We start from the raw sequence: 25,509 nt of genomic DNA, 5'->3' as shown, positions 1-25,509 counted from the left end.
CTATTATTTCTTCTTCACCGGTATCCAAAGTTCAATTTGAGCGAACTCACTTTTGTCTGCATGGGAACGTTCATCGTATAGCTCAAACTCATTAACGCCGCAATGTTCGTATCCTGAATGCGGGAACCATTCTGAGAATACTGCATTCCACGTTTGGTGAATAGACGATACCATTTCTTCATGAGGAACTTTCGGCGTTGTAAATACTGCATATGTCGCCGCTGGGAATGTACGCTTTGCAACTGCATTTGGTACATTTTCAAAGTCTGTAACTTCCATTCCGATAATATAAGTGAAGTCCCCTGTTTCTAAATTAAAATCAGTACATAATCCAAGTTCTACCCATTGGCTCGTATCTTTACGATTCGGAATCGTCGTTCCAAGATCTTTTTGTAAATATTCTTGCCAAAATGCTGGAATGTCTTGATGGTTTTTTCCTTCTTTACTTGTCGTCTTCAGCTCATAACCCGCCATTAAAAATTCTGGTTTATTTACAATACGATATTCCATTTGTATGCCCCCTAAATATGGATTTAATTTTCTTTGTTTTACATTCACTCTATAATACATTGGTGTTTCGATTTCTTGTTTTCGATATTCACTTGGTGTCATTTGAAATAATTTTTTAAAGGCTCTCGTGAACGTTTCGTGAGATTGAAAGCCATGCTCAAATGCGATATCAATAACTTTTTCATCCGTATGAGAAAGTTGATAAGCTGCCCGGGCTAACCTCCTCTTTCGAACATACTCCATTACTGTATCGCCTACTAACGCCTGGAATACACGATGAAAATGCGACTCAGAAAAACCTGCAACACGTGCTAAATTACGCAGCGTTTGTTTTTCCATTACATCTTCCTCAATATAATCAATTGACCTTTGAATTTGTGTTTCATAGCTTTCCATCTCTGTTCACCCGCCTTATATGTATTATGATAAAAGAGAATCCTATCCAATTCTTGACGTTTTTTACTATAATTCCATAAAAATTGTAACTTTTTTATATGTATTTCGTTGTTATGTATGAAGGGAGGGAAATGTAGTGAAACGCAAACAATCATTAGAAGAAATTTACTCCGAGCATATGCAAGATTTATTTCGCTATCTTCTCTCCCTAACCGGAGATTCTCATAGTGCTGAAGATTTCATGCAAGAAACATTTTACCGAATGCTCGTCCATATTGACTATTATAAAGGAGAAGAAATTAGGCCGTGGTTATTTACAATCGCCTACAACGCCTTTATCGATTGGTACCGAAAAGAAAAGAAGTATAAAACAACGCAAATTGAAGAATTCCATTTACCAAACGTGCCAAGTACAGAACACTCTTATTTCGTAAAATATGAGATTACTAGTTGGTTACAAAGTATATCCTCTCTTCCGCTCGAAAGACGAAATGTGTTACTACTACGAGATTACTACGGATTCTCTTATAAGGAAATAGCAGAAATGACTGGTCTCTCGTTAGCAAAAGTAAAAATTGAATTACACCGAGGACGAAAAGTAACGAAAAGCATAAAGGAGTGATACAGATGGGTTGTGCAGAGTTTAAAAAACTGTGGACGAAATACGAAAAAGGAACACTCACACATGACGAACAAGAACAGTTAGAAAGTCATATAGAAACTTGTGCAGAATGTGAAGCTCATTTAGATGAATTGCTTGCGAAGAGTGAACCCGTAAAGAAAAAATTACCGCCAAAAGATCTTAAAGTTCCTTTTTGGAGAATTAAGTGGAAACATCGGTTACAAACGTTTGGTTTTATATTATCCATTTGCATCGTTATATATATAATCGGCGGGGTATTATCAGCCTTTTATTTTCAAACTAATAATGATAAAAGGCTAGAAGAAATTAGAGAAGTTCCTTCGCTTGCACTTGAGGCAACTATCCCAAATAGCCGTGTTATGGGGGGCGGAACAAGTGTAGAAGCTTTTTTCCGTACGAACAGCAGCTTCGATTTAGTAAGAACCGTCGGTAAAAAAGAAATGCCACTCGGTACAGTAGAAACAAAAAGCTTCTTATCATCTGTAGATGTCACGAAACAAACTTGGATGAATCCGTTCTATCAACCAAAACTCTTCTTTGTTCATCCCAAAACAAAGCAGGGTGATTATTTAAAGGATTCCTCAAAAAAAGTATGGGATACACTTGCAAAAGTACATGATGGAACCGTTGCAGAAGTAGCAATTTCTTTTGATAAAACTTACACTTTAAAAGAATTAGAACCGCTTTTATATAGCATATTCGAAGCACAAGAACTGCCTCCAACTCCTGTATGGTACGCTTTAGATACAGGACAAGAAAGAATAAATGAAGAAGATTTCATACTATCTGGAAGCGACTTTATAGGCTTTCCAGAACATATAAGATTCCTTGATGATGAAACAGAAAAACAGAAACCGCAAGAAGACAAAGTAATTGAAATGATGCGTATTCTTTCTACACATAAAAAAACTGTAAGTACAGTTGCTATGCTTCCTGAAAGCGAACTAAACTTAGATAAACGCTATCAGTATGTAAAAGATAACGGCGTCAAAGTATACGGAATTGTCATTACTGGGCCGTCGAAAGAGTTATTAAAATTACAAAATTCCCCTCACATACGTTATGCTACTCTTGGAGATATTGAGGTTTGGAATTGGTTTGATCATTAATGAGAAAAAGGTAGAGCATCCCTATTGGATGCTCTACCTTTTTTACTCAGAAATCACTTTCACATACATCCCTCTTACTGCTTTTTCATAAGCGATATCGCTCATCTGTCTTATGTTTTCTGACACAATAGACGATTGAACAACTTCCCCTTCATGAAGTAACGGAGGATCAATAAGACGTACTTTATTTTTCTGATATAGATCATAATCATTTCTATCTTCTTCTACTTTTACATTCGGATGAACTTTGCTTAATAAAGCACGTACTTCTGTATCTTTACATAGCTGCAATTTCTCTATAAGCTTATCATCTTCGAGAAGAAAATCATCTACATGAATAACCTTTTTATGAAGAGCTAATTTTAACGTTTTAGCTAACATATCGTTTCCATAAATATTCATTGGTTTCATAAAGAAATCGATTACTTCTTTGTAATACGTCTTCGTAAACCATTCTGCAATTTCAATATTTTGAAGAACCATTTTCCCATTAACTTCGATTAAATCATTTAAAAAGTCTTGAGCTTCTTCTAAAGAAATATATCCATATGTATACATATCTCTCAATGTGTAATCCACTCGATCTGCACATAATTCTGGCGCAGATTTTTCAAGTAATGTCCACTTCGAATCATCTAACAAAATATCTTCATAGTTATAACCATGTTTTGAAAGAATCGCCGGGATTTCCGAGTTTTTCACGACAGAACTAAATATTTCTTCATGATAACTTTCATTTTTGTTATCAAAAACGTAATCGATCACATGGGAAAAAGCAGTATGCGATACATCATGTAGTAAACCAGCAATCTGTTCTTCTACTGAACCACCAAGTTTTTTAATTAACAACATAGCACCAACTGAATGATCAAAGCGCGTTACATTCCATTTCTCATTCATTAAGTAACTTGCTCCGGCCTGATGAACCCCTTTCAGCCTTTGCACATGTTTACTTAAAATTAATTCTTCTAACACTTTATCTACTTTAAACTCACCATATATGACATCTAATATGATCACTTAAAATCCCCCTTTTCAAGCAGAGTCTTCTTATAGTATCTCTTTTTTCAGAGAGTAAATAAAGAACTTCACTCGAATATTTTGTACCTTTAAATTAAAAAATAGAGAGCACTCAGCTCTCTATTTCACAATCCTATTCAAATGTAACTTCAACCTGCACAATCTCAGATCTACTTCCCAGTCTAAGCGGTGGTCCCCAGAATCCAAATCCAGAAGAAACAATTGCGTGGAATGCACCTTTTTGTGCGTATCCCCAGTCTAGTTCGTACATTCTTCTCGTCACAATATGGTTCGGCGCCATTTGTCCGCGATGCGTGTGACCGGATAATAATAAATCAACGCCGGCGTCCGCTGCTTGTTTTAATTCAAATGGTTGGTGATCCATTGCGATAACAGGAAGCGATTTATCTACCGTACTCATTAGATTTTCAAAGCTTTGACGATCTCGCTCTGTTTTATCCCTTCTTCCAACGAGATAAAAATCATCTTCAATTGTAATGACTTCATCTAAAAGAATACGAATATCAATCTTATCCATCTCTTGTAAAAACTCAGGAACAGCTCGGCCGTAATATTCATGGTTTCCTAACACACCATATACGCCTAATGGAGCTTTCATCTGTTTCATGATTGGTCCCATATTTTTCTGAATGAACACACCTGGATGATCATCGATAATATCACCCGGCAGTAAAATAATATCGGGTTTCATTTCATTTACATGACGAACGAGTCTCTTTAAATGAGCAACTCCAGACAGTTTACCGAAATGCATATCAGAGGCCATCGCAATGCGTAAACTTTTACGCCCTTCTACTTTTTTCGGTATGTGCACTTCGTACTTTCTTACTACTGGACTATATGCGTTGAATACTCCATACGCAAAGATAAAGATGAACGCAAGTAAAACGGCCGATCCTGTCCAAACAATTGCCGTCTCTTTCTCCATTGAAAACTGTAGAAGGAAAACTGTAATATCGGCTAACGGCAATAACATAAGCGCGTATTGTATAACCGCAAACCAAATTGAACCGACCGTTCGCAGGAAAGGAAGGAATTTAAACACTTGTACGAGAATATACGCATATGAAATGAAGCCAACTACGAAAGCGTAATATCCCCAAGATTCCCAGCCGAACACCGTACTGAGCCAAACCCATCCGTTCCAGCCGATGTAAAACATAAGTAGTGTGTATACAAGTAACATAGTAAATATATTGAAATAACGAAGATTCTTCACAAACAGCCTCCTTATTGATTTCTTCTATTATAACTTGTTATGCACGTTTAACGTAAATATTAAGCACATCAATCTTCACAATAAAAACATTGATAAACACATCGTTTTAAAGTTTTTAGGAACGGCTGTAATGGGCATTTTAGAATCTTACGTGTTGGATGAAATTGACATTGATGTTGCGTTTATTGCGACGCAGGTTGGGGAATTGATGAGGCGGAATATATAAAAATCAGACATTCACGTAAACAAAGAAAAGCCGCACCTATAAATACTCATATAGGTGTGGCTTTTCACTATTAAATCACAAAATCCTCCGGAATAAACACTTTCACTTCTCTCGGATGTACGTATACAAACTCACCTGTTTGAATGCCTAGTTGTCTAAACTGTTCTTTACTAATTTCTGCTTCTAGATACTCATCTGTTCCGTCGCGCTTCAATTCTACATATACGACAGGGCCAACTGCATGTGAGTATGTTACTTTCGCCGGGATGGCATCTATACTTTGTTTCGTACGATCGATTGATAAGTGATGTGGTCTTACGTATCCCACTCCGTCTACGTTTGAAACGTGCTTATGCTCTGGTGCTTCTAGTTCCACCGATCCTACATTTAGTTTACCTTTATGAACGCTGCCGTGAAATAAATTCACGTTTCCTAAAAAGTCATATACGAACGGACTTGCTGGTTTTTCATATACTTCTTCCGGCGTTCCCATTTGTTCAATGCGTCCTTCATTCATTACAACGATGCGGTCCGCAACGTCTAACGCTTCTTCTTGATCATGCGTTACGAATACGCTCGTAATTTGAAATTCGTCATGTAGTTTCCGGAGCCATCTTCGCAATTCTTTCCGTACTTTTGCATCAAGTGCACCGAACGGTTCATCTAGCAATAAAATTTTCGGTTCGACTGCAAGTGCCCGGGCTAGTGCGATACGTTGGCGTTGTCCGCCAGATAATTGCGCTGGATAACGTTTTGCGAAACCATCCATTTTTACTAGTTTCAATAGTTCTGTTACTTTTTCTTTTATTACTTCAGCTGAAGGTCGTAAGTTTTTCTTTCTTACTTTTAAACCGAAAGCGACATTTTCAAATACATTCATATGTTTAAAAAGTGCATAGTGCTGGAAGACGAAACCGACTTGCCGGTTTTTCACGTGAATATCAGTTAAATCTTCTCCATCAAATAAAATGGAGCCTCCATCCGCTTCTTCTAGGCCTGCAATAATTCGTAATAACGTCGTCTTCCCAGAACCTGATGGGCCTAATAAAGCGACCAGTTCACCTTTTGGAATATCCAAATGAATGTCTGTCAGCGCTTGAAATGTACCATATTGTTTTGATATATTTTGAATTTGAATACTCACCGCACTCACTCCTTATTGTCGTTTTTCCATTCTCCATTCAATCCAGTTTTTTATAACGAGCGTAAAAACTGCGATGAGTGACATTAAAGTCGCCACAGCGAACGCTGCTGAAAATTGATATTCATTGTACAAAATTTCAATATGAAGCGGCATCGTATTTGTCATGCCGCGCACGTGACCAGATACAACGGAAACGGCGCCGAATTCACCAATGGCCCGGGCGTTACATAAAATTATGCCGTATAATAGACCCCATTTTATATTTGGCAATGTGACGTGCCAAAACATTTTCCAGCCGCTTGCGCCAAGTGATAGCGCCGCTTCTTCTTCACTTTTCCCTTGCGCCTGCATAACTGGGATTAATTCACGCGCAACGAATGGAAACGTAACAAATATCGTCGCAATGATAATGCCAGGAACAGAGAAGATGAGCTTTATCCCGTGTTCCATTAACCATCCGCCAAGAGCAGCACGAGGTGTGAAAAGTAAAACGAATACTAATCCTGCGATAACTGGTGATACAGCAAACGGCAGTTCAATAAGAGATAATAATACTTGCTTTCCTTTAAACTGAAACTTCGTAATAAGCCAAGCAGCTGCTATTCCGAATATCGTATTCAGCGGTACAACAATTAATGCAACGAGAAGTGTTAACCTGATTGCCAAAAATGCTTCTTGATCTGTTACAGCGGCAATATATACATCAATTCCTCGTTCGAACGCTTTCATAAAAATTGTCACGAGCGGCAGTAATAGAAAGAGAGATAAAAATAAAATTGTTATCGTAATGAATAGAATTGGTACAAATTTAGATTCTTTTTTAACTGATACGCTTTTTACTATTTTCTTTTCTAATAATATTGGTTCCATTTTCTCCCCTCCTATTCACTTTTCAGTTCATGCCTTCTGCTCCAAGTTTGAATCATATTAATAAATAGTAGGAAAAGGAGAGAAATAATAAGCATCACAGCCGCTACAGCTGTTGCGCCTGCATAATCATATTGTTCTAGTTTTGTCATAATCATAAGCGGTGCGATTTCTGTTTTCATCGGCATATTACCTGCAATAAACACGACAGATCCATATTCCCCTAACGCCCTCGCAAAGGCGAGTGAAAAACCAGCAAGTAGAGCCGGGAATATTTCTGGCAAAATGATTTTCACAAATATTTGAAAGCGTGACGCCCCTAAACTAGAAGCTGCTTCTTCTACTTCTTTATCAATACTTTGTAGTACTGGTTGCACCATTCGAACGACAAATGGTAAGCCAATAAACGTAAGTGCAACAATAATGCCGAGCTGGGTAAAAGCTACTTTTATATGAAACACACTAAATATTTTTCCAATAAAGCCATTTTCCGCATAAAGCGTCGTAAGTGTAATACCAGCTACAGCAGTCGGAAGAGCGAATGGTAAATCGATTAGTCCGTCTAATAACCGCTTCCCTGGAAATGTGTAGCGAACGAGTACCCAAGCAATTAATAAACCGAAAATGGCATTTACGATTGCCGCTGCAAGTGAAGTTGTGAAACTTACTTGATAGGAATGCAACACACGCTCACTCGTTATAACTTGTGCGAATTTCTTCCAGCCTAGCTGCGAAGTTTGAATAAATACGATAGAAAGTGGTATAAGTACGAATAAGCTCATATATAGCATTGTAAATCCAAGAGATAATCCAAACCCTGGTAAGACACGCTTCTTCCTCATATAACGTCACCTCATCCCCCCTTATTTTTTATACATTTGATCGAATACGCCGCCATCATTAAAATGCTTTTCTTGTGCTTTTTTCCATCCTCCAAATAGTTCATCAACTGTAAATAATTGAACTTTCGGAAATTGTGATGCGTACTTTTCTGCTACTTTTTCATTACGAGGGCGATAAAAGTTTTTCGCCGCAATTTCTTGCCCTTTTTCTGAATACAAATATTCAAGATATCCTTCTGCTACTTTTTTCGTTCCTTTTTTATCAACGACTTTGTCTACAACTGCTACTGGCGGCTCGGCAAGTATACTAATCGAAGGTGTTACAATTTCGAATTTATCTTTTCCAAGTTCTTTTTGTGATAATAACGCTTCATTTTCCCAAGCGATTAACACATCACCAATTCCTTTTTCAACGAAAGTCGTCGTTGCCCCGCGTGCTCCTGAATCTAGTACTTCCACGTTTTTATAAATTTGACCGACAAACTCTTTCGCTTTATCTTCACTATTGTTATATTTCTTCAGCGCATATCCCCACGCCCCTAAATAGTTCCACCGTGCTCCCCCAGATGTTTTTGGGTTTGGTGTAATGACAGACACACCTTTTTTCGTTAAATCATCCCAATCTTTAATTCCTTTCGGGTTTCCTTTTCTAACAAGAAATACAATCGTTGATGTATACGGAGTAGAATTATCCGCAAGTCGCTTCTGCCAATCTTCTGCTAGTTGTTTCTTCTTACTAATCGCGTCAATATCATAAGCGAGCGCTAGTGTTACAACGTCTGCTTCTAAGCCGTCAATAACGGAGCGTGCCTGACTTCCAGATCCCCCGTGTGATTGCTTTACATTTACTGTTTGACCATGCTTCTCTTTCCAATACTTCGCAAAGTCTTTATTGAAATCTTGATATAACTCACGCGTTGGATCATATGAAACATTTAAAAGTTCGACTGTCTTCTTATCTGCACTTCCTTCAGAATTGTTAGTGGATGTTGCCGAACCACACCCTGACAAAAGGACAAATGCTGATAATAAAACACCTGTACTTTTCATTAATGCTGTCTTACTCCACTGTTTCATATATAAAGCCCCCTTAGTTTGTACAATAGAAAAAGGCACACAATCTATTCACAAAAGTGAACGTTGTGCGCCTTCAGTTTCTCTGATGAGCTTCTATTGTATTCTGTTTGATTTCTTTCCATTTTAATTCCGCAATTCACATGTGTCAACTTGGAATTTAGAATTATTATATAAGAAACTTCATACAAGCTAAAAATCAGCGGGAATGGAATCCCACTGATTTTAGTTTCGATTTATTTCTTTATCTTATCTGTCTTCGCAATAAATTGAGCTGCTTCTGCGCGGCTTACCGATTTATCTGGAGCCCATCCATTATCTGTTCCAACTGAAATATTTTCTTGGATTAAAATGTTCGCATACTTCGTACCCCAATGATCTTTTAAATCAGCAAATTCTTTTGGTAGTTTAATATTTTCATTTCTTTCTAATTTATATGCATTCACAAGCATAGAAGCCATCGATGCACGGTTAATTAGCCCGCTCGGATTAAAGTTACCCTTATCATCACCTTTTACAATGCCAGCTTTTTCAACTGCTGCGATGTATGGTGTAGCCCAATGATTTTGCGCGTCAGAGAATGATGGCTTCTCATCTTTATTAATTTCTAATCCTAAAACAGTAGCTAATATTTTTGCTGCTGAACCACGATCGATATTTTCAGCTGATGCAAATGTACCATCTGGCTTACCGTGTACTGCCTCTTTGTCTACTAAATATTGAACTGACTCTTGTGCCCAAGTCGGTACATCTGAGAACTTAGATTTCTTTTCAATTGCACTCGCATCGATTTCAAACTGCACTTGATATTTATGATCATATTTAATTGCTGGAATTAATATATGCATTTGCATATTATATTTTTTCGAGAACTCATCGATTTCAAATTGAACAACCTTCGTACCATTATTTGTTTTATCTTCAGAGATCACTTTCACATCATGGAATGTCCCTACTTTATTAGTATCTTCTACTCTAAGGTACTGGAAATAGCTACTATCTTGAATTGTTAACGTAACGATTTTTTTGTCACCTTGAATTGTTACTTTTGCATTTTTCAAATATGTAGAAGCAACAGATGTTTCATTCGTTTGATCTTTATACGTTTTTAAAATAACGTCATATGTACCATCTGCAAGTTTGCTAGCTGCCTTCATTTCAATCACATCTGCTTTTGCAATTGGCGCATTGAAACCACTTAGTGGAACTGCTAAAGTTGCGGCTATAACGAATGCATTAATATATTTTTTCTTAATCATTATCAACATGACATCTCCCTTTATATGAATATACCCAACATAACCATCATGTTGATAATGATTATCAATGTCAAATAAAAAATTAAACGAATAATACCTATTTATTACACAAATATGCTTTCCGCTCATTTTTAAACAATAAATAATGAGCAGTATGCACTTTTCCCTCTAAATAATCTAATGAATACGTACCCGATGGATCCACTAAATCCCCAATCGCCCCTGAAAGGTGATCAATTTTTTGCAATGTTTCTAAGTTCTTCTTTTCACTCTCCATATTCATTTCATCCATAATGTCACAAATAAGATATTGTACTTTCCGTAAGCATAATTCCTTCTGCTCCACGTATATCTCCTCCTTATTAGCAATATTACGTTTTAAATATATGGGCTTATAGCTTAACCAATTCTAAAAAATAACGTGAAACTTTAATGAGTAAGAATTTTGTCCATCCAAACTAATCCAGCTTTTTGGGACAAAAAGATATCCATCTCTAAACATGTAGTCATAGAGATGGATATCTTTATTTTTATACTTGCAATGCCTTCTCTCTCAAAGCTCTTCGTAACAACTTACCAGTTGTATTCTTCGGCAATTCTGTTAAAAACTCAATGCTCATTGGCACTTTATATTTCGCTAAATGTAACATGCAGTAATGCATAAGCTCTTCTTCTGTTACGCTCGTTTGTTTCAGAACGACGTAAGCTCGCACTGCTTCTCCTAAGTTTTCATCAGGAACACCGATTACGACAACTTCAGCTACCGAATCATGAGTATATAATACTTCCTCTACTTCACGAGGATATACGTTATAACCGCCAACTAAAACAATATCTTTTTTGCGATCGACGATATAGAAGTAACCTTCTTCATCCATTTTCGCTAAGTCTCCTGTATATAGCCAGCCATCTTTAATTGTCGCCGTAGTATCTTCTGGTGCATTATAGTAACCCTTCATAACGTTAGGTCCGCGAACAATTAATTCCCCAACTGCACCAACAGGTACTTCTTCCCCAAGTTCGTTCACAATTTTATTTTCTACGTGCCAAATATTTGTACCAATCGAACCTGGTTTACGAGGACGATCTAATGGATTAAAACAAGTAACTGGTGATGCTTCTGATAAACCGTATCCTTCTGAAACGATAACGTCAAAACGGTTTTCAAAGTTTTGGAGAAGGGCAACAGGCATTGACGCACCACCTGAAATACAAAGGCGAAGCGTCTTCACATCTTCTGCGCTCGCTTCTTCAAATAAATATAAGTAATTGTACATTGTCGGTACACCCGCAAAAATCGTTGGTTCGTACGTGCGACAAATACGGAATACTTCTTTCGGACTAAATTTCGGTAACATTAAAATAGTCGCCCCGTTCACAATCGGCGCATTGACCGCCACTGTTAAGCAAAATACATGGAACATCGGCAGTGCCGCAACGACGCGATCGTCCGCAGTATATTGTAAATACGACGCCACATCGCTTGCGTTACTATATAAATTTTTATGTGTTAACATAGCGCCTTTTGGCTTTCCAGTTGTACCTGAAGTGTATAAAATAACAGCTACATCTTCTTCTTCTAGTTCAGGACCTTCGTAAGTTACATCTCCAGTTCCTATACAACTAGTAAACGTTTTCATTTTTTCAGTTTCTGTATGAGTAAAATCTGATGAGGTTTCGCATATAATGATATTTTCAAGTGAAGGAAGTCTTGTTGTAAGAGATTGTATAACAGGTAGAAGGACGTCGAGTACGATGATTGTTTTTACATCTCCATTTTGTAATATGTAATGTATTTCGTCTGCTGTATAAATTGGATTAATCGGAATGACAGTTGCTCCGGCTTTCATCGTTCCGTATAAACCGACTAAAAAATGTGGTGAATTGCCTACAGCTAATGCGACATTGTCCCCTTTTCCAATGCCCATTTTTGCTAAATTACTAGAAAACTTAGTGACCACTTTGTTTAATTGGTCATAAGAGACCGACTGATCCATAAATATGTACGCCGGTTTATCCCCCTTCTTTTTTGCCGTTTCAGCCAAAGATTGAACGAGATTCACACAAACCCCACCTTTATAAAATTTAGAATATTTAAAAATTCTAAATTAATTATATTAAAAGAAAATTAAAGTAGCAAGTGATATTCTATTAATCGAATATACATAAACCACTTTCTTCCAGAATACTTTAGTAAGATACGAGAATTATATGTAAAAAAAACAGGTACAAACATATAGTTAAACTGTAGCTAAAATCATTTTAGGATAATATGCACTCATCTTCTCTCTAAGTTTTTCAACTTCCTCTTTATTTAAAGCCGTATACTCTCCATACAAATTGAGAGCGTCCGCTCCATTTTCATGCAAGTAGACTGTAACATATAATGTCGGCAATCCTTTATTGCCCTCATCTATCGACAAGACGAAATCTGGCGTTTTACCAACGGTACTAAACGTTTCATTTCTTTTCCATTTCTTATTTTGAAACATAGTTTGTATATCATCTATCTTTCGTTTTTTATCTGTATGCGTATAATATATGGCATTATCCTTCGCTGGCTTTCCAATAAATAAAAGTGTACGACTAGAGGAAGTTTCATCGTTACAAGCTGTCATCCCTATAACGAAGCTGATCAATAATATAAAGTGTATTATCCTTTTCATTTCGATCATCCTCCTTTAATTATATATACTTCCTTTATAATTAAAGAATGTCCTGCTAGTAGATGTTTTTAGGGACGCTTTTAACGGTAAATGAATTCATAATAAAAAAAGCCATCCCAAAAGGTATTTTGGGATGGCTTTTTCTTTTAGAAGAATAAATGCAAGAAATCTTCTGTTGTAATATTACCGAAGTAGCGTGCGATATCTACGCCTTCTAAAGCTACGGTGAATGCATCTTTATCAAATTGTACGCCTGTTAGACGCTCTTCAATATCATGAACATCTAGTGATCCGAAGAAGTCACCGAAAATTTTACATTCTGTTACTGTTCCTTTTTTCACTTCAAGACGAACGTCAACTTGTCCAACTGGGAAGCGGTGTGAATGTTGTAAGTTGAACTTCGGAGATTTTCCGTAGTTCCAATCCCAATTTTGGTAGCGCTCTTCAGAAAGTTTATGGATTTCTTTCCAATCATTTTCTGTTAATTCGTACGTTGGAATTTCTGTTTCTCCTTCGAAAATTGTTTCTAGAAGAAGTTGTCTAAACTCTTCTGTCGTCATTTTTTCGTTTAAGAACTCTGTAATATTCGCAACGCGGCTACGGATTGATTTAATGCCTTTTGATTGAATCTTATCCATTTTCACTTTAAGTGCCGACACAACGTGATCGATTTCAGAGTCAAATAGTAACGTACCGTGACTGAACATACGACCTTTCGTTGAGAACTGCGCGTTACCTGAAATTTTTCTACCTTCAGCTAAAATATCGTTACGACCACTTAATTCTGCATTTACGCCTAATTTACCAAGCGCTTTCGTTACAGGTTCTGTGAATTTTTTGAAGTTGCTGAAACTATCTCCATCATCTTTCGTAATAAAGCTGAAGTTTAAGTTTCCTAAATCATGATATACTGCGCCTCCGCCTGATAGACGACGAACAACATGAATACCTTGTTCTTTTACGTAATCTGCATTAATTTCTTCTACTGTGTTTTGGTTTTTACCAATGATAATGGAAGGTTTGTTAATGTAGAACAGTAAATATGTTTCGTTAATATCTAAATTCTTCACACAATATTCTTCAATCGCTAAGTTTATTCTAGGATCTGTAATCCCTTTATTATCAATAAATAACATCGTATCACCTCATGAATTCCATACGTAGCCACTATGCGCTAGCGTAATATGGCCACTGAAAATTTGTTTTGCTTCTGTTACTAAATCAGATGGGTTGCCTGTATGCGGTAAGTGCGTTAATAAAAGTTCTTTTACATTTGCATCTTTCGCAATACTTGCTACTTCTGTACTATTCATATGCCCTGCTTTTGCAGCCTCTTGATGTGCATACATATTACACTCACAAATGAAAAGATCAGCATCTTTTGTGAATGGAATAAATTCAGGAATATAACTGGAATCAGCGCTATATACTACAGCGTCATCGCCAGCTGTAATACGCATCGCAAAGCATGTAACAGGATGAACAGTTTTTAAGAATGAAATGGAGAACGGTCCAACTTGAAGTGTTTCTTCTGGGTTGTACGCAATTCCTTTCGTATGCGGTTCATGTGTTAAAGAATGGAATCCATTCTCATCAAACGTATGACCGTATATTGGTAATTCCGGTAGTTGTCCCTTCGCCCCGCTCATAATTAATCTCGCATATTGCAATACCCCAATGTCTGCAACATGATCGTGATGATAGTGCGACAGTACAACTGCATCTATATAAGATGGTGTTATATATTTTTGAAGCTGTGCTAGTACACCACTGCCACAGTCTACAAGTAAACGAAAACCATCGTGTTCAAACAAATACCCCGACGTTGCTTCTCCCGCTTCTGGAAAGCCGCCCCAAAAGCCGACAACAGTCATCTTCATATGTATCCATCCTTTCTAAAACCGCGTAGGAATGCCGTTTTTTTCCGTACTTGAGAAAGTTTTTTACTTACATCCTACATTGTTAACTATAATCCATTTCCTAAACTTTTTCATTAATTTTTACTTTTGTTATAAAACAGTTGTTGACTTTTATTATTTGTACTAATACAATGATAGTAAGAAATGGAAATGGAGGGATTGACATGATCGATCAACCAATGGAGTTTTTCCGAAATTTACCGACGAAAACTTGTGCTCATTGCGGGAAGGAAATTGATGAGCAGCACGAAGCATACCATAACAAATGTGACGATTGCGTTCACGAAGAATAGTAGTTTGTAAACATAAAAAAACCTAGCAGACATAGTCTACTAGGCTAATAACATCGTATCCTTCATCGTTGAACCTTTCACCAAGAGCTCCAGTTCAAACTCATACAATTCTTTTTGTCGATAATTTTTCGTATGGATTTTATCCATCATTAAGTCGACAACTTTTCGGGCCATCTCGTCGATTGGTTGTTCAATTGTCGTAATACCTGGCTCTGTAATCTGCGCTAAAATTTGATTATCAAAACCGATCACAGCGAGATCTTCTGGAATACTCCAACCATGGCGTTTCGCCTCTGAGATAATTCCAGCTGCAACCTCGTCGCCTCCTGCCAAAATCGCGGTAGGATTTTTTTTGTCCTTTAATACTTCATTGAATATTCGTTTTCCATCATCCCAAGAGAAAGCGTTTTCAAGAAAATCGATCGCTTCCACTTCTCTACTCTTTTCAGTAATAGCGCGTAAAAAGCCCATTTTTCGCTGTTGGCTCACTACTTTCGTTTCGTTGCCACGGCAAAAAATCAGATTACGATATCCTTGTTCTAATACATGATTGGCAGCTATGTATGCACCCTGTGCATGATCGAACTTCACTGTTGGAACATTTGCTTCCTCAATATATTCATTACATAACACGATTGGACCGTGTTGCAAGTATGGCTCCACATTCTCCCATGGATTTTCTAGTGAACATAGAATAATCCCATCTACTTGTTTCGTAGATAATAATTGTAAATACTCCATCTCTTTTTCCGGTAAATATCTTGTTTGACAAATAATCAGTTTATATTTATGTTCAGAAGCAGCAATCTCGATTGCTTCAATAAATCTACTAAAAAAAGGATTTGTAATCCTTGGAACAAGCACCGCAATTGTTTCTGTTTTTTGTTTACGAAGCCTTCTCGCCGCAGAATTAGGAACGAAGCCTAAATGCTTCATTGCTAATTGAACCCTTTTCTTCTTCTCATCTGAAACATATGGATGATTATTGATCACCCTAGAAACCGTTGTCCTTGATAACCCCGCTAATTTCGCCACGTCCTCGATAGTCGACACGAAATTTCCCCCTTTGCATGAAAACGTTTTCTTATCCTGATTATATAGTATATTATTGGAAACTGCAATATAGGTTCTTATGATTTTACTATATTAATATTATACATAGGGAAAAGTCTGTTAATGGCAGGGAATTACACACTACTTTTAGAATTTCACAATAAGAATATTTATAAAATAAAGGATGATATTTCATGAATCGGACGGATCGTTTATTAGCTATATTAATTGAATTACAAAGAAAACAAACCGTTACAGCACAAAGCTTAGCTGAAAAATTTGAGACAAGTATACGCACTATTTATCGAGATATGGATGCACTTAGTGAATCTGGTGTCCCGCTTTTCGCAATGCCTGGCCACGGTTATTCATTAATGGATGGTTATTTCTTACCACCCATTCACCTTACGCCTGAAGAGGCTGTTACTCTTTTATTAGGCGGTGATTATATCGAGAAAACTTTCAATTCTTCTTTTTCTGTACATGCGCAATCAGCAAAAGAGAAACTTGAGGTAGTCCTCCCTACTGATCAACAAAAGAAAGCCCGAGAGTTACGAGGAACTTTTCGTTTTCTTTCTCCTATATTTTCAAACCAGCAAGCCGAGCAAGAAAAACTAGAGAGCCAACTTTTCTTGTTACAAGAAGCTATTCAAAGAGAGCAATCTATCTCCTTTTACTATCGTAAACCAAGAGATATTACAAAAATAAAACGGACCGTTCACCCTTACGGTTTAGTCAATATTTCAGGAATTTGGTACATCGTTGCTCATTGTCTACTTCGAAAACAAATACGTAATTTCCGTTTAGATCGTATGGATGAATTGCAACAAGAACAAGAGTTTTTTACAAAACCTAAAGACTTTTCTTTACAAGACTATCAACCTGAAAACAATCGCACTGTTACAATTCATTTATTGTTCTCATCTCATATTGCACATAAAGTTATTGAGTCACGATACTTTTTTATAGATTCCTACGAGTATAAAGATAATGATTTTCATGTCTTTTTGAAATCCAGAAACATAGACGAAGTATTTCAATGGGTATTAAGCTGGGGGAGCCGAGTGCAAGTACTAGAGCCAAAAATTCTTTCTGAGAAAATCCGTGATGAAGCAAAAAAAATGTTACAACTTTAATTTTTTCATTTTACTGCTGACATAATGTTGTCAGTAGCCCTCCTTTATAGTAAGTATCAACAAATACATTTTCATAAAAAGGAGCTAACGATATGAACAGTACTACCACTTTAGAGAAATTTGAAAGTTTAGCAACATATTACTTAGAGGAATTAGAAAAGTACTCTATAGAACAATTTAGGATGAAGCCTTCTAATGAGGAATGGTCTCTCGGTCAAATGTATAATCATTTACTTTCGGCTACGTATATGCAGTTAGATGCAATCGCGAAATGTGAAACTGAAACACCATCTGTAGCTAACAGCAAAACGGATATGGGTGAAAAAGTATATATACTGGGAGGTTTCCCCGACATACAAATAAAGGTACCTAATCACCCTGGATACACACCTGAAAATCCAACTAACAAAGAAGAAATACAAGAGCGTTTTCTGAAATTAATTACAATCGTGAAAAACGCTGAACCAACGCTAACTTCTATTCCTAATGATTGTAAAGTACAGCACCCTGGACTTGGTTACTTAAATGCGGCAGAATGGTTCCTGCTCATTTCTATGCATTTTGCACATCATCTTCGTCAGAAAGAAAGATTGGAACTTAAGATTTGCTAAGTGTAAACACTTCTACTAAAAAAAGACTCCCAATATGCAATATTGGGAGCCTTTTCAAAAGGAATGTATACAATGAATCCAATTTTAACAGTTGCAAAACAACTATTACATAAAGGCGAAGTTATTGTATCTACTTTAAAATGTTCACTTACTGGCTATATTATTACGCATAATGTTCAGTATCCGGGCATGCTACTTGCTACTAAAAGAAGATTTCTCTTTTCTAGCCAATATAAAAAGCCATCAATACGTCGTCTCCATATGATCCATCTTCATATTTAATTTGCTTTCTTTGCCTTCCTTCTTCTACAAAGCCAGTTCGTTTATACACTTTAATTGCCCTATCATTAATAGAAACTACACCTAAGCAAATTTTCTCTAAACCTTTCTGCCCTTTAGCCCAACTAATAAGAAATTCAATTAGTTTCGTACCAATGCCCTGATTGCAGTACTCCTCTCTAATCCCCATTCCCATTGTGCCTGCATGTCGTAAGCGTTCTAGTTCATATCGTTTGAAAACCAGAAAGCCAACCACCTTACTATCTACCTCATAAACTATATAAAGGTTGCCTTTTTCACTACTTGTCTGTATCTTTTCTCTTTCTGAATCAATATCATTTGGTAATTTATTTGGAGATGATATAAAAAACTTTGTAGTAGTTTCTGATAATATAATTTCTTTTCTAATATCCATAATTGATTCCGCATCAACCTCTTTTGCTAATCGTATCACTGAATCACCTCTTACCTTTTTCTTTTAAAAATAATATTGGAACTATCAAACTAAGAATCTCTAAAACGCTCAATATGCAACATTACATATTTTAAGTTGGATCACTTTTGATACAACATTCCTATATTTATATACAAGGACTGCACGCGATAAATCCTATTTTAACAGCTGCAAAACAACTATTACATAACGAAGAAGTCATTGTAACTCTTCCCACTTCGTCCATACTTCTCTCCCGTTTATTTGGTACATATTATTCTCTCGATCCATAAACCCATGCACGATAAAGTGAAACTTTAATCAGTGGGGATTTTATTCATCCCCCACTGATTATTAGCCCTCACCAATCGGGCTTTTACGGGCAGCCCGACTCCCACCTATCCTTACGGTTTAGCTATTTCCTGCATAAACCCAGCCATGCTCGCTAATAAACTAGTGAAAACGAAAAGTACAATAATCAGAGGGATAAGTTTGTCTTTATTTAAATTCGTTATCGTTCTTAAACCCATTCCTAATAAAACGTAATACCAAATGTTAAATATATCTATTCTTTGAGCGATTGTATGCAAGATCATATTATCTGTCGCTATTGCACCTAAACCTGTATAAGATATCTCATACCCACTTAGAGAAAATGCAATTAATCCGTTTAAAATCATCCCTAATCTTAATACAAACGAAGCATAAATAATTACCGGGAATGTTTCTTTATAGTTAATATCAACTCCAAAGAAAATCATAATGTTCTTATAGAATATAGGTGCAAAAAGTATAGCTACGATTCCACTGACTGCTGAAAATCCAAATGTAGTAAAGAAAGTTATGTATTTCGGAACAGTAAATCCCGTTTTATCATGAAACATACTGAGTGCAGGATTATTTAAAGAATTCCAAGACATTAAGGCACTTGAAATTATAATAAGCACAATTAAAAAGGCTAGTGGAAAGAATATATTTCTTTGATTCTTCATCCTTTTGAATTGTAGTGTTGGCGAAGTGAATATCCCAAAAATCGATGGTTTTCCAGAAATCTCTTCATGCATAAGACTACTAGCTTGCAAGAAAATCCCCCTTCCTCATTACATTTATAACTCTTCCCATTTCCTCCATACTTCTCTCTCATTTATACGATACACATTATCCTCCCGATCCATAAATCCATGCACGATAAACTCTCGTCTAATCGTACAAAAATCATCATGATATTGTTTTATGAATGCATTAATTTCTTTTTCTGTATATTGATTTTCAGCGTTTAACTTGCTAATCAAATGCTCTAACAATACTAACTTTTTCTTTTTTTGACCTGGAATCGATTTTAAACGATCCTCTTTATCAAAAAAATTGCGAATGGTCGTATCACGAAATTTCATTTGGCTTTCGGTCATTTTGTTGTCCTCCATCAGTTTTTATGTAATAAAACTTTATTGTTTGTCCTTACTATTTTTCTTCATTCTTTTACTTACAACATCCATAAAGTAATACCCACTAATTAGCACATAGTAAACTACAAGTATTCCTAGTGCATCTTTCATATTTGTATATTTTTCTTTATGAAACAAGATAGGTGAAAGGGTGTAAACAAGAAAGATGATTAGCGGATTTACGATAAAATAATAAGTAAGATTTCCTTTCATCGTATCAACTCCCATGTAATATACTTCTATTCAAATTGTTGCAATTCCTGTTCTTTCATTTAGCCTAAACATGAGATATGGTAAAATTAAGGAGAAGATGATCTTTGGAAAGTAAGAACAATTCTGAGTAATATTCAAAAGACCATACACCAAATATGCAATTTTGCATATTTGGTGTATGGTCTTTCTTGCTATAATAATATCCATATAGATTGTATTTTAAATAAATAAGGATTATATGCAATGAATCAAATTTTAGAGGATGCAAAACAACTATTACATCATGAAGAAAATATTTTATCCACTTTAAGATGTTCACTTACTGGCTATATTATTACACATAATGTCCCTCGTTCCGGAGTGTTACTTGCCACTAATAGGAGGGTTATTTTTTATGGACAATCATTCAAATGTTGTAAAAATGCATTGATTGTGGAATTTGAATATAAAAAGATTCTATCCATAGAGACGAAAAGAACATTCTTTGATAAAAAACTAATATTTTACTATGAAGACGAATATATAACGGTGGGACAAATTTCAAGCTCGAATGTTGAGGGGTTTTTAAATGTAATACAGCGAAAAAGAATTCAATAAAGTGAAACTTTAATTAGTGGGGGATTTTGTTCATCCCCCACTGATTATTAGCCTACACCAATCGGGATTTTACGGAATAAAATACTTTTCATCTAAAAGAGAAGTACAGTTCACCTTTCTTACAACTGTATTTCTCTCTCATCCACACTTCTCTTAATTTACTTATCACCCTCATTCTCATAACCTATTATTAAAATTAATAAATTTTATATGGAAAATTATGTTACAATTAACTTATACATATTTTGGAGGGAAAATAGTGAAAAAAGCTATTATAGTATTAAGCATCCTATATCTTATTTTAACCGTACATACGGGAGCTGTTCTTTTAGGAAAAGAAGATTATAGAGGTGCTATCAATACATTAAAAGAAACGAAGGAAGTCTCTTCATTTCAATCTGCAAAAGACGGTGTGATTTTATTAAAAGGAACATTAACTACTACACAACCTATTACAGAGGAAAAACTTCAAAATAAAGAATTTGCACTTCTTGAAATTAATACATATAAACGACGAAAGGCAAATTGGAAAAACATTGATACCGAGCAGCATATTGCAAAGCAGCTCTTACTAAACAATGAGGCTCTTCCTGCATTAAAAGAAATCCGCTTCTCAATGGAACCAATTACACTGTCAGGAAAAGATATTTCCGCCGAAGACTACACACTAAAAAAAGATGATACTCTATTAACAATTAAAGGTAAAGGATACCGATACACAGGAATAGAAAACAAATCAGACACTCTTATTTTTGGTATAAAAAACGGAGATACACTTGAAGGTTATAGTGGCTCTGAAATTCTAATAGGAAAAACAAAAGAGGACATTTCCAGCAACATGAAACTATATACTTTTGCTGAAAGATATGGTCCATTTGTTTGGATTGTAGCAACAATTATTCTTATAAGTATTGTTATATACTTGTTCCGTAAAAATAGAAAAACAAATGAACTTTCTCAACCAATAAAACAAGACCAATAAAAAAGGCACCATTTCGGTGCCTTTTTTTATTGGTCTTATTTAAGCTTCAACCGATTGATTCTCAGCAATATTTTTAAACTGTCGCTTATGCATCCAAGTTAATGAAGCAATTGTTCCAAGTGATAATAAAACGATAAAGATCATGAGTATCCCTATATTTTGCCACATGAAGTTAAAATCACCGCTTGATACGACTGCTTTAAATCCTGATACAGAGTATGTCATCGGTAGCCAAGCATTAAATGGTTGTAAATACTTCGGAATTAACTCTAGCGGGAATGTTCCAGCGCTTGTTGTAAGCTGTATAATTAATGTTAAGATCGCAATGAAACGGCCCGCATCACCGAATGCTGTTACTAAACATTGAATTAACGCGATGAATGCTAGACTTGTAACGATGCTAAAGAGTATGAAGTATGGAATGCTTTGTACTTCTACACCTAATCCAAACAGTAATATGACATCTGCTACTATTGCTTGAATAATACCGATTGATAATAAAACACCAAACTTACTAATAAACCAACTAAATCCTGATTTTGGAACGCCGACTGTATCGCGTAATGGGTATACGATAGATAATAGTAATGCCCCAACGAATAAACCGAGCGATAAGAAATACGGTGTGAATCCTGTTCCGTAGTTTGGAACTTCCGCCATTTTCTCCGTCTTCACTTTTACTGGGGTTGCAAACATATCATACGTTTTATCCGTACCTTTTACTTCTCCTGTTTTTTCTGCACCTTCACCAAGTTTCTCAGCCAGTGTACCTGATCCATCATTTACCTTTACGAGCCCATCTGTCACTTTTCCAGAGCCGTCTGTTAGCTTATTTACTCCGTCGATTAGCTGGGTTGAGCCAGTTGACATTTTATTTAAACCACCATTTAAAGTACCTATGCCTGTTGTTACTTGACTTGAGCCATCCTCTAATTGCGTTATTCCTCCTGTCATTTGGCTTGCTCCTACAGATAATGTACCTAAACCGCCTGTTACTTTACTTGAGCCATCTGCTAATTGAGTTACTCCATCAGTTAATTGACCTGACCCGTTATTTAATTTATCTACACCTACTTTGGCATTACTTAATCCTTCACCAAATCCATGAAATTTGCTTACAAATTCGTTTTGCGCATTCAGTAATTTCTCAATACCCTCCGTTAAAGATTGCAATTTCGCTGTATTCGGTAGTTTGTTTTGCGCATCACTTGTTGTTTGAGTTATTTCACCTTTTAATTGTCTTACTTCTTCATTTAATTTATTTGTTCCACCTGCTACTCCAATAGCTTTCTGCTGAACTGTCGCTGTACTTTTCGCCGCATTTGTTATATATGGTTGTAACTTCTCTTGATATTCTTTTGGTAAACTCTCGATTTGCTTTTGCAAATTAGCTACATCTTGCGCTGCAGTTTTTGCATCTCCTGCTGTTGATTGAGTAAATTCATTTAACTGATTTACGTTTTCTGCAGCTCCGTTCATTTTCTCATTTACAGTATTTAATATAGAAGGAACTTTCGCCTGCATTTCCTCTAAACCTACAACAGAATGCTTTACTGTACTATTTAAATCTTGCAAACCATTTTCAATTTTTTGAGAACCTTCTTCTAATTGACTTTGTCCTCCAACAAGCTTTTCCATACCGTTCGCTAATTCATTCGTTCCTGTTTTTAATTCACCTGATTTATTTGCTAATGTATTCAAACCATCAGTTACTTTCTGAGATCCATCTTGTAATTTCCCTATACCTATCTGCATTTCACCCGTTTTGCTATTTAACGTATTTAAACCTGTTGTTACTTTTCCGGACCCATCTTGCAATTTATTAGATCCATCTGCTAATTTCTGAACTCCATCCTTCATCTCCCCAGACTTCCCTTGAAGTGTATGGAGTCCATCCGTCACTTTACTTGATCCATCATGCAACTCACTAGCTCCATCATGTAACTTATTTGCTCCGTCCGCTCCATCTGCTAATCCTTTTGAGACGTCTTGAATGGAATCAAACATTTTCTCTGCATATGTTTTCGTTAACGTGCTTGATACTTCACCTTTAATTTTTTCAATGGCTGTTCCGCCAATTTGTGAAGATAAGAAGTTTAAGCTTTCGTTTGGAATGTATTCTAAGTTTAATGGTTTCGGATCGTCTTTTAATAACGTTGTAGCGTTACTTGAGAAGTCATCTGGAATACGTACTAACATGTAATACTTTCTGCCTTCCATTCCCTCTTTCGCTTCTCTTTCACTTACAAATTCCCATTTAAAACTTTTATTATCTTTTAAGTTATCAACGAGCCCTTTCCCGACCTCAATTGGTTTCCCATCAAGTTCTGCACCTTTATCTAAATTGACTACCGCAACTGGCAAGTCATCTAGCTGTTCATACGGATCCCAAAAGGCCCATAAAAACATACCCGCATATAAAATCGGTACAAATAAAACCGCAATGATTGGGATTAATATTTTTTTACTTTTTATAATCTCTGCAAATTCTTTACTAAGCAACTTATGCCATTTCATAATTTATCCCCCTTTTTAAAAATGACCAAAATTCATTTATGGTCATTTTTACCCAAATAAAAAGGCTATATCTGTTCATACATATGCCTTATCCCCGAATTTATACTATGCACATTTTCATCTACATGATTATATTTAACTATCCTCCTTATACGATTAACCAATTTGTTCAATTAGTCATTTTTTATAATATTAAAAGGATTATCTTAATTTGACAATCCTTTTAGTAAATAAAGTTCGAATAATTCCGATATTTTTTCTTTTTCTAACGGTTCATGATTTTTTTCCCAATCAAAAATAAGCGATACGTATAGGCGAAGCATAATAAACGCTGTAATTTCTGGATCACATTTGCTAATTTCACCCTTTTCAATCGCAATTTCTAAATACGATTGAATAACAGAAACGATTTCCACATCTACTTGTTGCATCACTTCTTGTACTTCTTTCGTTCCCATATCGCGCTCTTCTTGAATTAATTTAATCATGAGCTGATGTTCTTTTCTAAATTCTAATATGCTATATAATGCTCTATGTACATTTTCAAAAAATGAAATATCTGAACGAATTGCATTTTCTGCAACTTGCTTCATTTCTGTAATTAAATTAGAAATAATTTCACCAAATAGCTCTTCTTTATTTTTGAAAAAAGTATAAATTGTTCCTTTTCCTACATTCGCTAACTTCGCTACTTGATCCATCGTTGTTGCTTTATAACCGAACGCTGAAAAAGACTTTGTTGCAGCTTCAATAATAGAACGTTTTCGATCTATCGCCACATCGTCACCTCCAAAAATGACCAATTGGATAATATAGTCAATCAGTACATCTTTGATATTACCACACGCTTACATTCTATACAAGTTCTCTTTTTTATTATTTCCAGTATAAAAAAATTCCAGTCAAGTTATATAATACTGTCATAGTGTATCAGAAGAAAAGAGAAAAAGAAAAGGTGTTCTTAAGATATATGATTAAACCTTACTTAACGACAACGAAATTCCCTTTTTTCAAATAATCAAATAAAAAAACAAG

28 protein-coding genes and 2 pseudogenes are annotated in these 25,509 nt (G+C 35.8%); 9 read left to right on the top strand and 21 right to left on the bottom strand.

Annotation, left to right across the window (positions count from 1 at the left end; translation table 11 throughout):
* Positions 1–3 precede the first annotated feature (3 nt).
* Positions 4–906 (bottom strand): AraC family transcriptional regulator, encoded by a 903-nt coding sequence (locus B5P42_RS08180; RefSeq protein WP_002030329.1) that lies wholly within the window; start codon positions 904–906, stop codon positions 4–6.
* 136 nt (positions 907–1,042) lie between these two features.
* Here B5P42_RS08180 and B5P42_RS08170 point away from each other — a divergent pair, with 136 nt between their 5' ends.
* Together B5P42_RS08170 and B5P42_RS08165 are read left to right on the top strand one after the other, a co-directional pair.
* Positions 1,043–1,528, top strand: a complete 486-nt coding sequence (locus B5P42_RS08170; protein WP_113733994.1) for an RNA polymerase sigma factor — start codon at positions 1,043–1,045, stop codon at positions 1,526–1,528.
* A 5-nt stretch (positions 1,529–1,533) separates the two neighbouring features.
* Entirely contained in the window at positions 1,534–2,658 is a 1,125-nt protein-coding gene (locus tag B5P42_RS08165; protein ID WP_113733993.1) for an anti-sigma factor, read from the top strand.
* Positions 2,659–2,700: 42 nt separating this feature from the next.
* Here B5P42_RS08165 and B5P42_RS08160 read toward each other — a convergent pair whose 3' ends face one another.
* Positions 2,701–3,678, bottom strand: coding sequence for an HD domain-containing protein (locus B5P42_RS08160; protein ID WP_044444033.1), 978 nt, complete (start codon positions 3,676–3,678; stop codon positions 2,701–2,703).
* A 133-nt stretch (positions 3,679–3,811) separates the two neighbouring features.
* Complete coding sequence (locus tag B5P42_RS08155) at positions 3,812–4,918, bottom strand: metallophosphoesterase (protein ID WP_113733992.1); 1,107 nt, start codon at positions 4,916–4,918, stop codon at positions 3,812–3,814.
* Positions 4,919–4,952: 34 nt separating this feature from the next.
* Between B5P42_RS08155 and B5P42_RS08150 the strand changes: the two genes are divergently transcribed.
* Entirely contained in the window at positions 4,953–5,144 is a 192-nt protein-coding gene (locus B5P42_RS08150; RefSeq protein WP_044741124.1) for a hypothetical protein, read from the top strand.
* 70 nt (positions 5,145–5,214) lie between these two features.
* Here the strand turns inward: B5P42_RS08150 and B5P42_RS08145 are convergent, their stop codons facing one another.
* From B5P42_RS08145 to B5P42_RS08100, 10 genes are all read right to left on the bottom strand, one after another.
* Positions 5,215–6,288, bottom strand: a complete 1,074-nt coding sequence (locus B5P42_RS08145) for a sulfate/molybdate ABC transporter ATP-binding protein (RefSeq protein ID WP_113733991.1) — start codon at positions 6,286–6,288, stop codon at positions 5,215–5,217.
* A gap of 12 nt (positions 6,289–6,300) precedes the next feature.
* Positions 6,301–7,158 carry a sulfate ABC transporter permease subunit CysW gene (gene cysW / locus B5P42_RS08140; RefSeq protein WP_113733990.1) on the bottom strand — a complete coding sequence of 286 codons (858 nt, stop codon included), beginning with the start codon at positions 7,156–7,158 and terminating at the stop codon, positions 6,301–6,303.
* An 11-nt stretch (positions 7,159–7,169) separates the two neighbouring features.
* Positions 7,170–7,997 carry a sulfate ABC transporter permease subunit CysT gene (gene cysT / locus B5P42_RS08135; protein WP_002168928.1) on the bottom strand — a complete coding sequence of 276 codons (828 nt, stop codon included), beginning with the start codon at positions 7,995–7,997 and terminating at the stop codon, positions 7,170–7,172.
* 21 nt (positions 7,998–8,018) lie between these two features.
* A complete protein-coding gene (locus B5P42_RS08130; RefSeq protein ID WP_002011197.1) occupies positions 8,019–9,074 on the bottom strand; it encodes a sulfate ABC transporter substrate-binding protein in 1,056 nt (351 codons plus the stop codon).
* Positions 9,075–9,307: 233 nt separating this feature from the next.
* Positions 9,308–10,330, bottom strand: coding sequence for an S-layer homology domain-containing protein (locus B5P42_RS08125; RefSeq protein WP_113733989.1), 1,023 nt, complete (start codon positions 10,328–10,330; stop codon positions 9,308–9,310).
* A gap of 97 nt (positions 10,331–10,427) precedes the next feature.
* Entirely contained in the window at positions 10,428–10,676 is a 249-nt protein-coding gene (locus tag B5P42_RS08120; protein ID WP_113733988.1) for a hypothetical protein, read from the bottom strand.
* A 184-nt stretch (positions 10,677–10,860) separates the two neighbouring features.
* A complete protein-coding gene (locus B5P42_RS08115; RefSeq protein ID WP_113733987.1) occupies positions 10,861–12,393 on the bottom strand; it encodes a fatty acid--CoA ligase family protein in 1,533 nt (510 codons plus the stop codon).
* A gap of 177 nt (positions 12,394–12,570) precedes the next feature.
* On the bottom strand, positions 12,571–12,996 hold the full coding sequence (locus B5P42_RS08110) for a hypothetical protein (protein WP_113733986.1): 426 nt from the start codon (positions 12,994–12,996) through the stop codon (positions 12,571–12,573).
* Between the two features lie 146 nt (positions 12,997–13,142).
* Positions 13,143–14,132, bottom strand: coding sequence for a lipoate--protein ligase (gene lplA, locus B5P42_RS08105; RefSeq protein ID WP_113733985.1), 990 nt, complete (start codon positions 14,130–14,132; stop codon positions 13,143–13,145).
* A 9-nt stretch (positions 14,133–14,141) separates the two neighbouring features.
* On the bottom strand, positions 14,142–14,876 hold the full coding sequence (locus B5P42_RS08100) for an MBL fold metallo-hydrolase (RefSeq protein ID WP_113733984.1): 735 nt from the start codon (positions 14,874–14,876) through the stop codon (positions 14,142–14,144).
* Positions 14,877–15,079: 203 nt separating this feature from the next.
* On the opposite strand from B5P42_RS08100, the gene yhfH reads away from it, so the two are divergent.
* Complete coding sequence (yhfH, locus tag B5P42_RS08095) at positions 15,080–15,208, top strand: protein YhfH (protein WP_000567010.1); 129 nt, start codon at positions 15,080–15,082, stop codon at positions 15,206–15,208.
* Between the two features lie 39 nt (positions 15,209–15,247).
* Here yhfH and B5P42_RS08090 read toward each other — a convergent pair whose 3' ends face one another.
* Positions 15,248–16,261, bottom strand: coding sequence for a LacI family DNA-binding transcriptional regulator (locus tag B5P42_RS08090; protein WP_002087115.1), 1,014 nt, complete (start codon positions 16,259–16,261; stop codon positions 15,248–15,250).
* A 194-nt stretch (positions 16,262–16,455) separates the two neighbouring features.
* Between B5P42_RS08090 and B5P42_RS08085 the strand changes: the two genes are divergently transcribed.
* From B5P42_RS08085 to B5P42_RS33095, 3 genes and pseudogenes are all read left to right on the top strand, one after another.
* Positions 16,456–17,397 carry a helix-turn-helix transcriptional regulator gene (locus B5P42_RS08085; RefSeq protein ID WP_002134866.1) on the top strand — a complete coding sequence of 314 codons (942 nt, stop codon included), beginning with the start codon at positions 16,456–16,458 and terminating at the stop codon, positions 17,395–17,397.
* A gap of 92 nt (positions 17,398–17,489) precedes the next feature.
* On the top strand, positions 17,490–18,008 hold the full coding sequence (locus B5P42_RS08080) for a DinB family protein (protein ID WP_113733983.1): 519 nt from the start codon (positions 17,490–17,492) through the stop codon (positions 18,006–18,008).
* A gap of 63 nt (positions 18,009–18,071) precedes the next feature.
* Positions 18,072–18,257 (top strand): annotated as a pseudogene (locus tag B5P42_RS33095) (PlcR-regulated protein PRP2); the annotation flags it as partial.
* Here B5P42_RS33095 and B5P42_RS08070 read toward each other — a convergent pair.
* From B5P42_RS08070 to B5P42_RS08050, 5 genes and pseudogenes are all read right to left on the bottom strand, one after another.
* Positions 18,232–18,741, bottom strand: a complete 510-nt coding sequence (locus B5P42_RS08070; protein ID WP_113733981.1) for a GNAT family N-acetyltransferase — start codon at positions 18,739–18,741, stop codon at positions 18,232–18,234. The pseudogene B5P42_RS33095 and the gene B5P42_RS08070 overlap by 26 nt on opposite strands.
* Positions 18,742–18,939: 198 nt before the next feature.
* A pseudogene (locus B5P42_RS08065) lies at positions 18,940–19,041 on the bottom strand (DUF2087 domain-containing protein); the annotation flags it as partial.
* Between the two features lie 83 nt (positions 19,042–19,124).
* Entirely contained in the window at positions 19,125–19,802 is a 678-nt protein-coding gene (yknW, locus tag B5P42_RS08060; protein WP_113733980.1) for a YknW family membrane protein, read from the bottom strand.
* A 24-nt stretch (positions 19,803–19,826) separates the two neighbouring features.
* Positions 19,827–20,129: a DUF2087 domain-containing protein gene (locus B5P42_RS08055; RefSeq protein WP_113733979.1), complete on the bottom strand. Its 303-nt coding sequence runs from the start codon at positions 20,127–20,129 to the stop codon at positions 19,827–19,829.
* A 36-nt stretch (positions 20,130–20,165) separates the two neighbouring features.
* The gene (locus tag B5P42_RS08050; protein WP_113733978.1) at positions 20,166–20,378 is read right to left on the bottom strand and encodes a hypothetical protein; all 213 of its coding nucleotides are present in this window, start codon (positions 20,376–20,378) and stop codon (positions 20,166–20,168) included.
* A gap of 243 nt (positions 20,379–20,621) precedes the next feature.
* On the opposite strand from B5P42_RS08050, the gene B5P42_RS08045 reads away from it, so the two are divergent.
* Positions 20,622–20,975 (top strand): PH domain-containing protein, encoded by a 354-nt coding sequence (locus tag B5P42_RS08045; RefSeq protein ID WP_113733977.1) that lies wholly within the window; start codon positions 20,622–20,624, stop codon positions 20,973–20,975.
* Positions 20,976–21,195: 220 nt separating this feature from the next.
* The gene (locus B5P42_RS08040; protein WP_113733976.1) at positions 21,196–21,957 is read left to right on the top strand and encodes a hypothetical protein; all 762 of its coding nucleotides are present in this window, start codon (positions 21,196–21,198) and stop codon (positions 21,955–21,957) included.
* A 39-nt stretch (positions 21,958–21,996) separates the two neighbouring features.
* Here the strand turns inward: B5P42_RS08040 and B5P42_RS08035 are convergent, their stop codons facing one another.
* Both B5P42_RS08035 and B5P42_RS08030 read right to left on the bottom strand, forming a co-directional pair.
* Entirely contained in the window at positions 21,997–24,474 is a 2,478-nt protein-coding gene (locus B5P42_RS08035; RefSeq protein ID WP_113733975.1) for a YhgE/Pip domain-containing protein, read from the bottom strand.
* Positions 24,475–24,680: 206 nt separating this feature from the next.
* Positions 24,681–25,253, bottom strand: a complete 573-nt coding sequence (locus B5P42_RS08030) for a TetR/AcrR family transcriptional regulator (RefSeq protein WP_000963368.1) — start codon at positions 25,251–25,253, stop codon at positions 24,681–24,683.
* Positions 25,254–25,509: the final 256 nt, after the last annotated feature.

Source organism: Bacillus sp. SRB_331 (genome assembly GCF_003264175.1).
Classification (GTDB): Bacteria; Bacillota; Bacilli; order Bacillales; family Bacillaceae_G; genus Bacillus_A; species Bacillus_A mycoides.
The sequence above is the reverse complement of the archived record's forward strand: the minus strand, read 5'-3'. Positions and strand labels throughout refer to the sequence as shown.

Excerpts from the sequence above, each read along its gene's own strand:
- B5P42_RS08180 (WP_002030329.1), bottom strand. The coding sequence starts at position 906 with ATGGAAAGCTATGAAACACAAATTCAAAGGTCAATTGATTATATTGAG.
- B5P42_RS08165 (WP_113733993.1), top strand. The coding sequence starts at position 1,534 with ATGGGTTGTGCAGAGTTTAAAAAACTGTGGACGAAATACGAAAAAGGA.
- cysW (WP_113733990.1), bottom strand. The coding sequence starts at position 7,158 with ATGGAACCAATATTATTAGAAAAGAAAATAGTAAAAAGCGTATCAGTT.
- cysT (WP_002168928.1), bottom strand. The coding sequence starts at position 7,997 with ATGAGGAAGAAGCGTGTCTTACCAGGGTTTGGATTATCTCTTGGATTT.
- B5P42_RS08130 (WP_002011197.1), bottom strand. The coding sequence starts at position 9,074 with ATGAAACAGTGGAGTAAGACAGCATTAATGAAAAGTACAGGTGTTTTA.
- B5P42_RS08125 (WP_113733989.1), bottom strand. The coding sequence starts at position 10,330 with ATGATTAAGAAAAAATATATTAATGCATTCGTTATAGCCGCAACTTTA.
- B5P42_RS08110 (WP_113733986.1), bottom strand. The coding sequence starts at position 12,996 with ATGAAAAGGATAATACACTTTATATTATTGATCAGCTTCGTTATAGGG.
- lplA (WP_113733985.1), bottom strand. The coding sequence starts at position 14,132 with ATGTTATTTATTGATAATAAAGGGATTACAGATCCTAGAATAAACTTA.
- B5P42_RS08100 (WP_113733984.1), bottom strand. The coding sequence starts at position 14,876 with ATGAAGATGACTGTTGTCGGCTTTTGGGGCGGCTTTCCAGAAGCGGGA.
- yhfH (WP_000567010.1), top strand. The coding sequence starts at position 15,080 with ATGATCGATCAACCAATGGAGTTTTTCCGAAATTTACCGACGAAAACT.
- B5P42_RS08085 (WP_002134866.1), top strand. The coding sequence starts at position 16,456 with ATGAATCGGACGGATCGTTTATTAGCTATATTAATTGAATTACAAAGA.
- B5P42_RS08080 (WP_113733983.1), top strand. The coding sequence starts at position 17,490 with ATGAACAGTACTACCACTTTAGAGAAATTTGAAAGTTTAGCAACATAT.
- B5P42_RS08055 (WP_113733979.1), bottom strand. The coding sequence starts at position 20,129 with ATGACCGAAAGCCAAATGAAATTTCGTGATACGACCATTCGCAATTTT.
- B5P42_RS08050 (WP_113733978.1), bottom strand. The coding sequence starts at position 20,378 with ATGAAAGGAAATCTTACTTATTATTTTATCGTAAATCCGCTAATCATC.
- B5P42_RS08045 (WP_113733977.1), top strand. The coding sequence starts at position 20,622 with ATGAATCAAATTTTAGAGGATGCAAAACAACTATTACATCATGAAGAA.
- B5P42_RS08040 (WP_113733976.1), top strand. The coding sequence starts at position 21,196 with ATGTTACAATTAACTTATACATATTTTGGAGGGAAAATAGTGAAAAAA.
- B5P42_RS08035 (WP_113733975.1), bottom strand. The coding sequence starts at position 24,474 with ATGAAATGGCATAAGTTGCTTAGTAAAGAATTTGCAGAGATTATAAAA.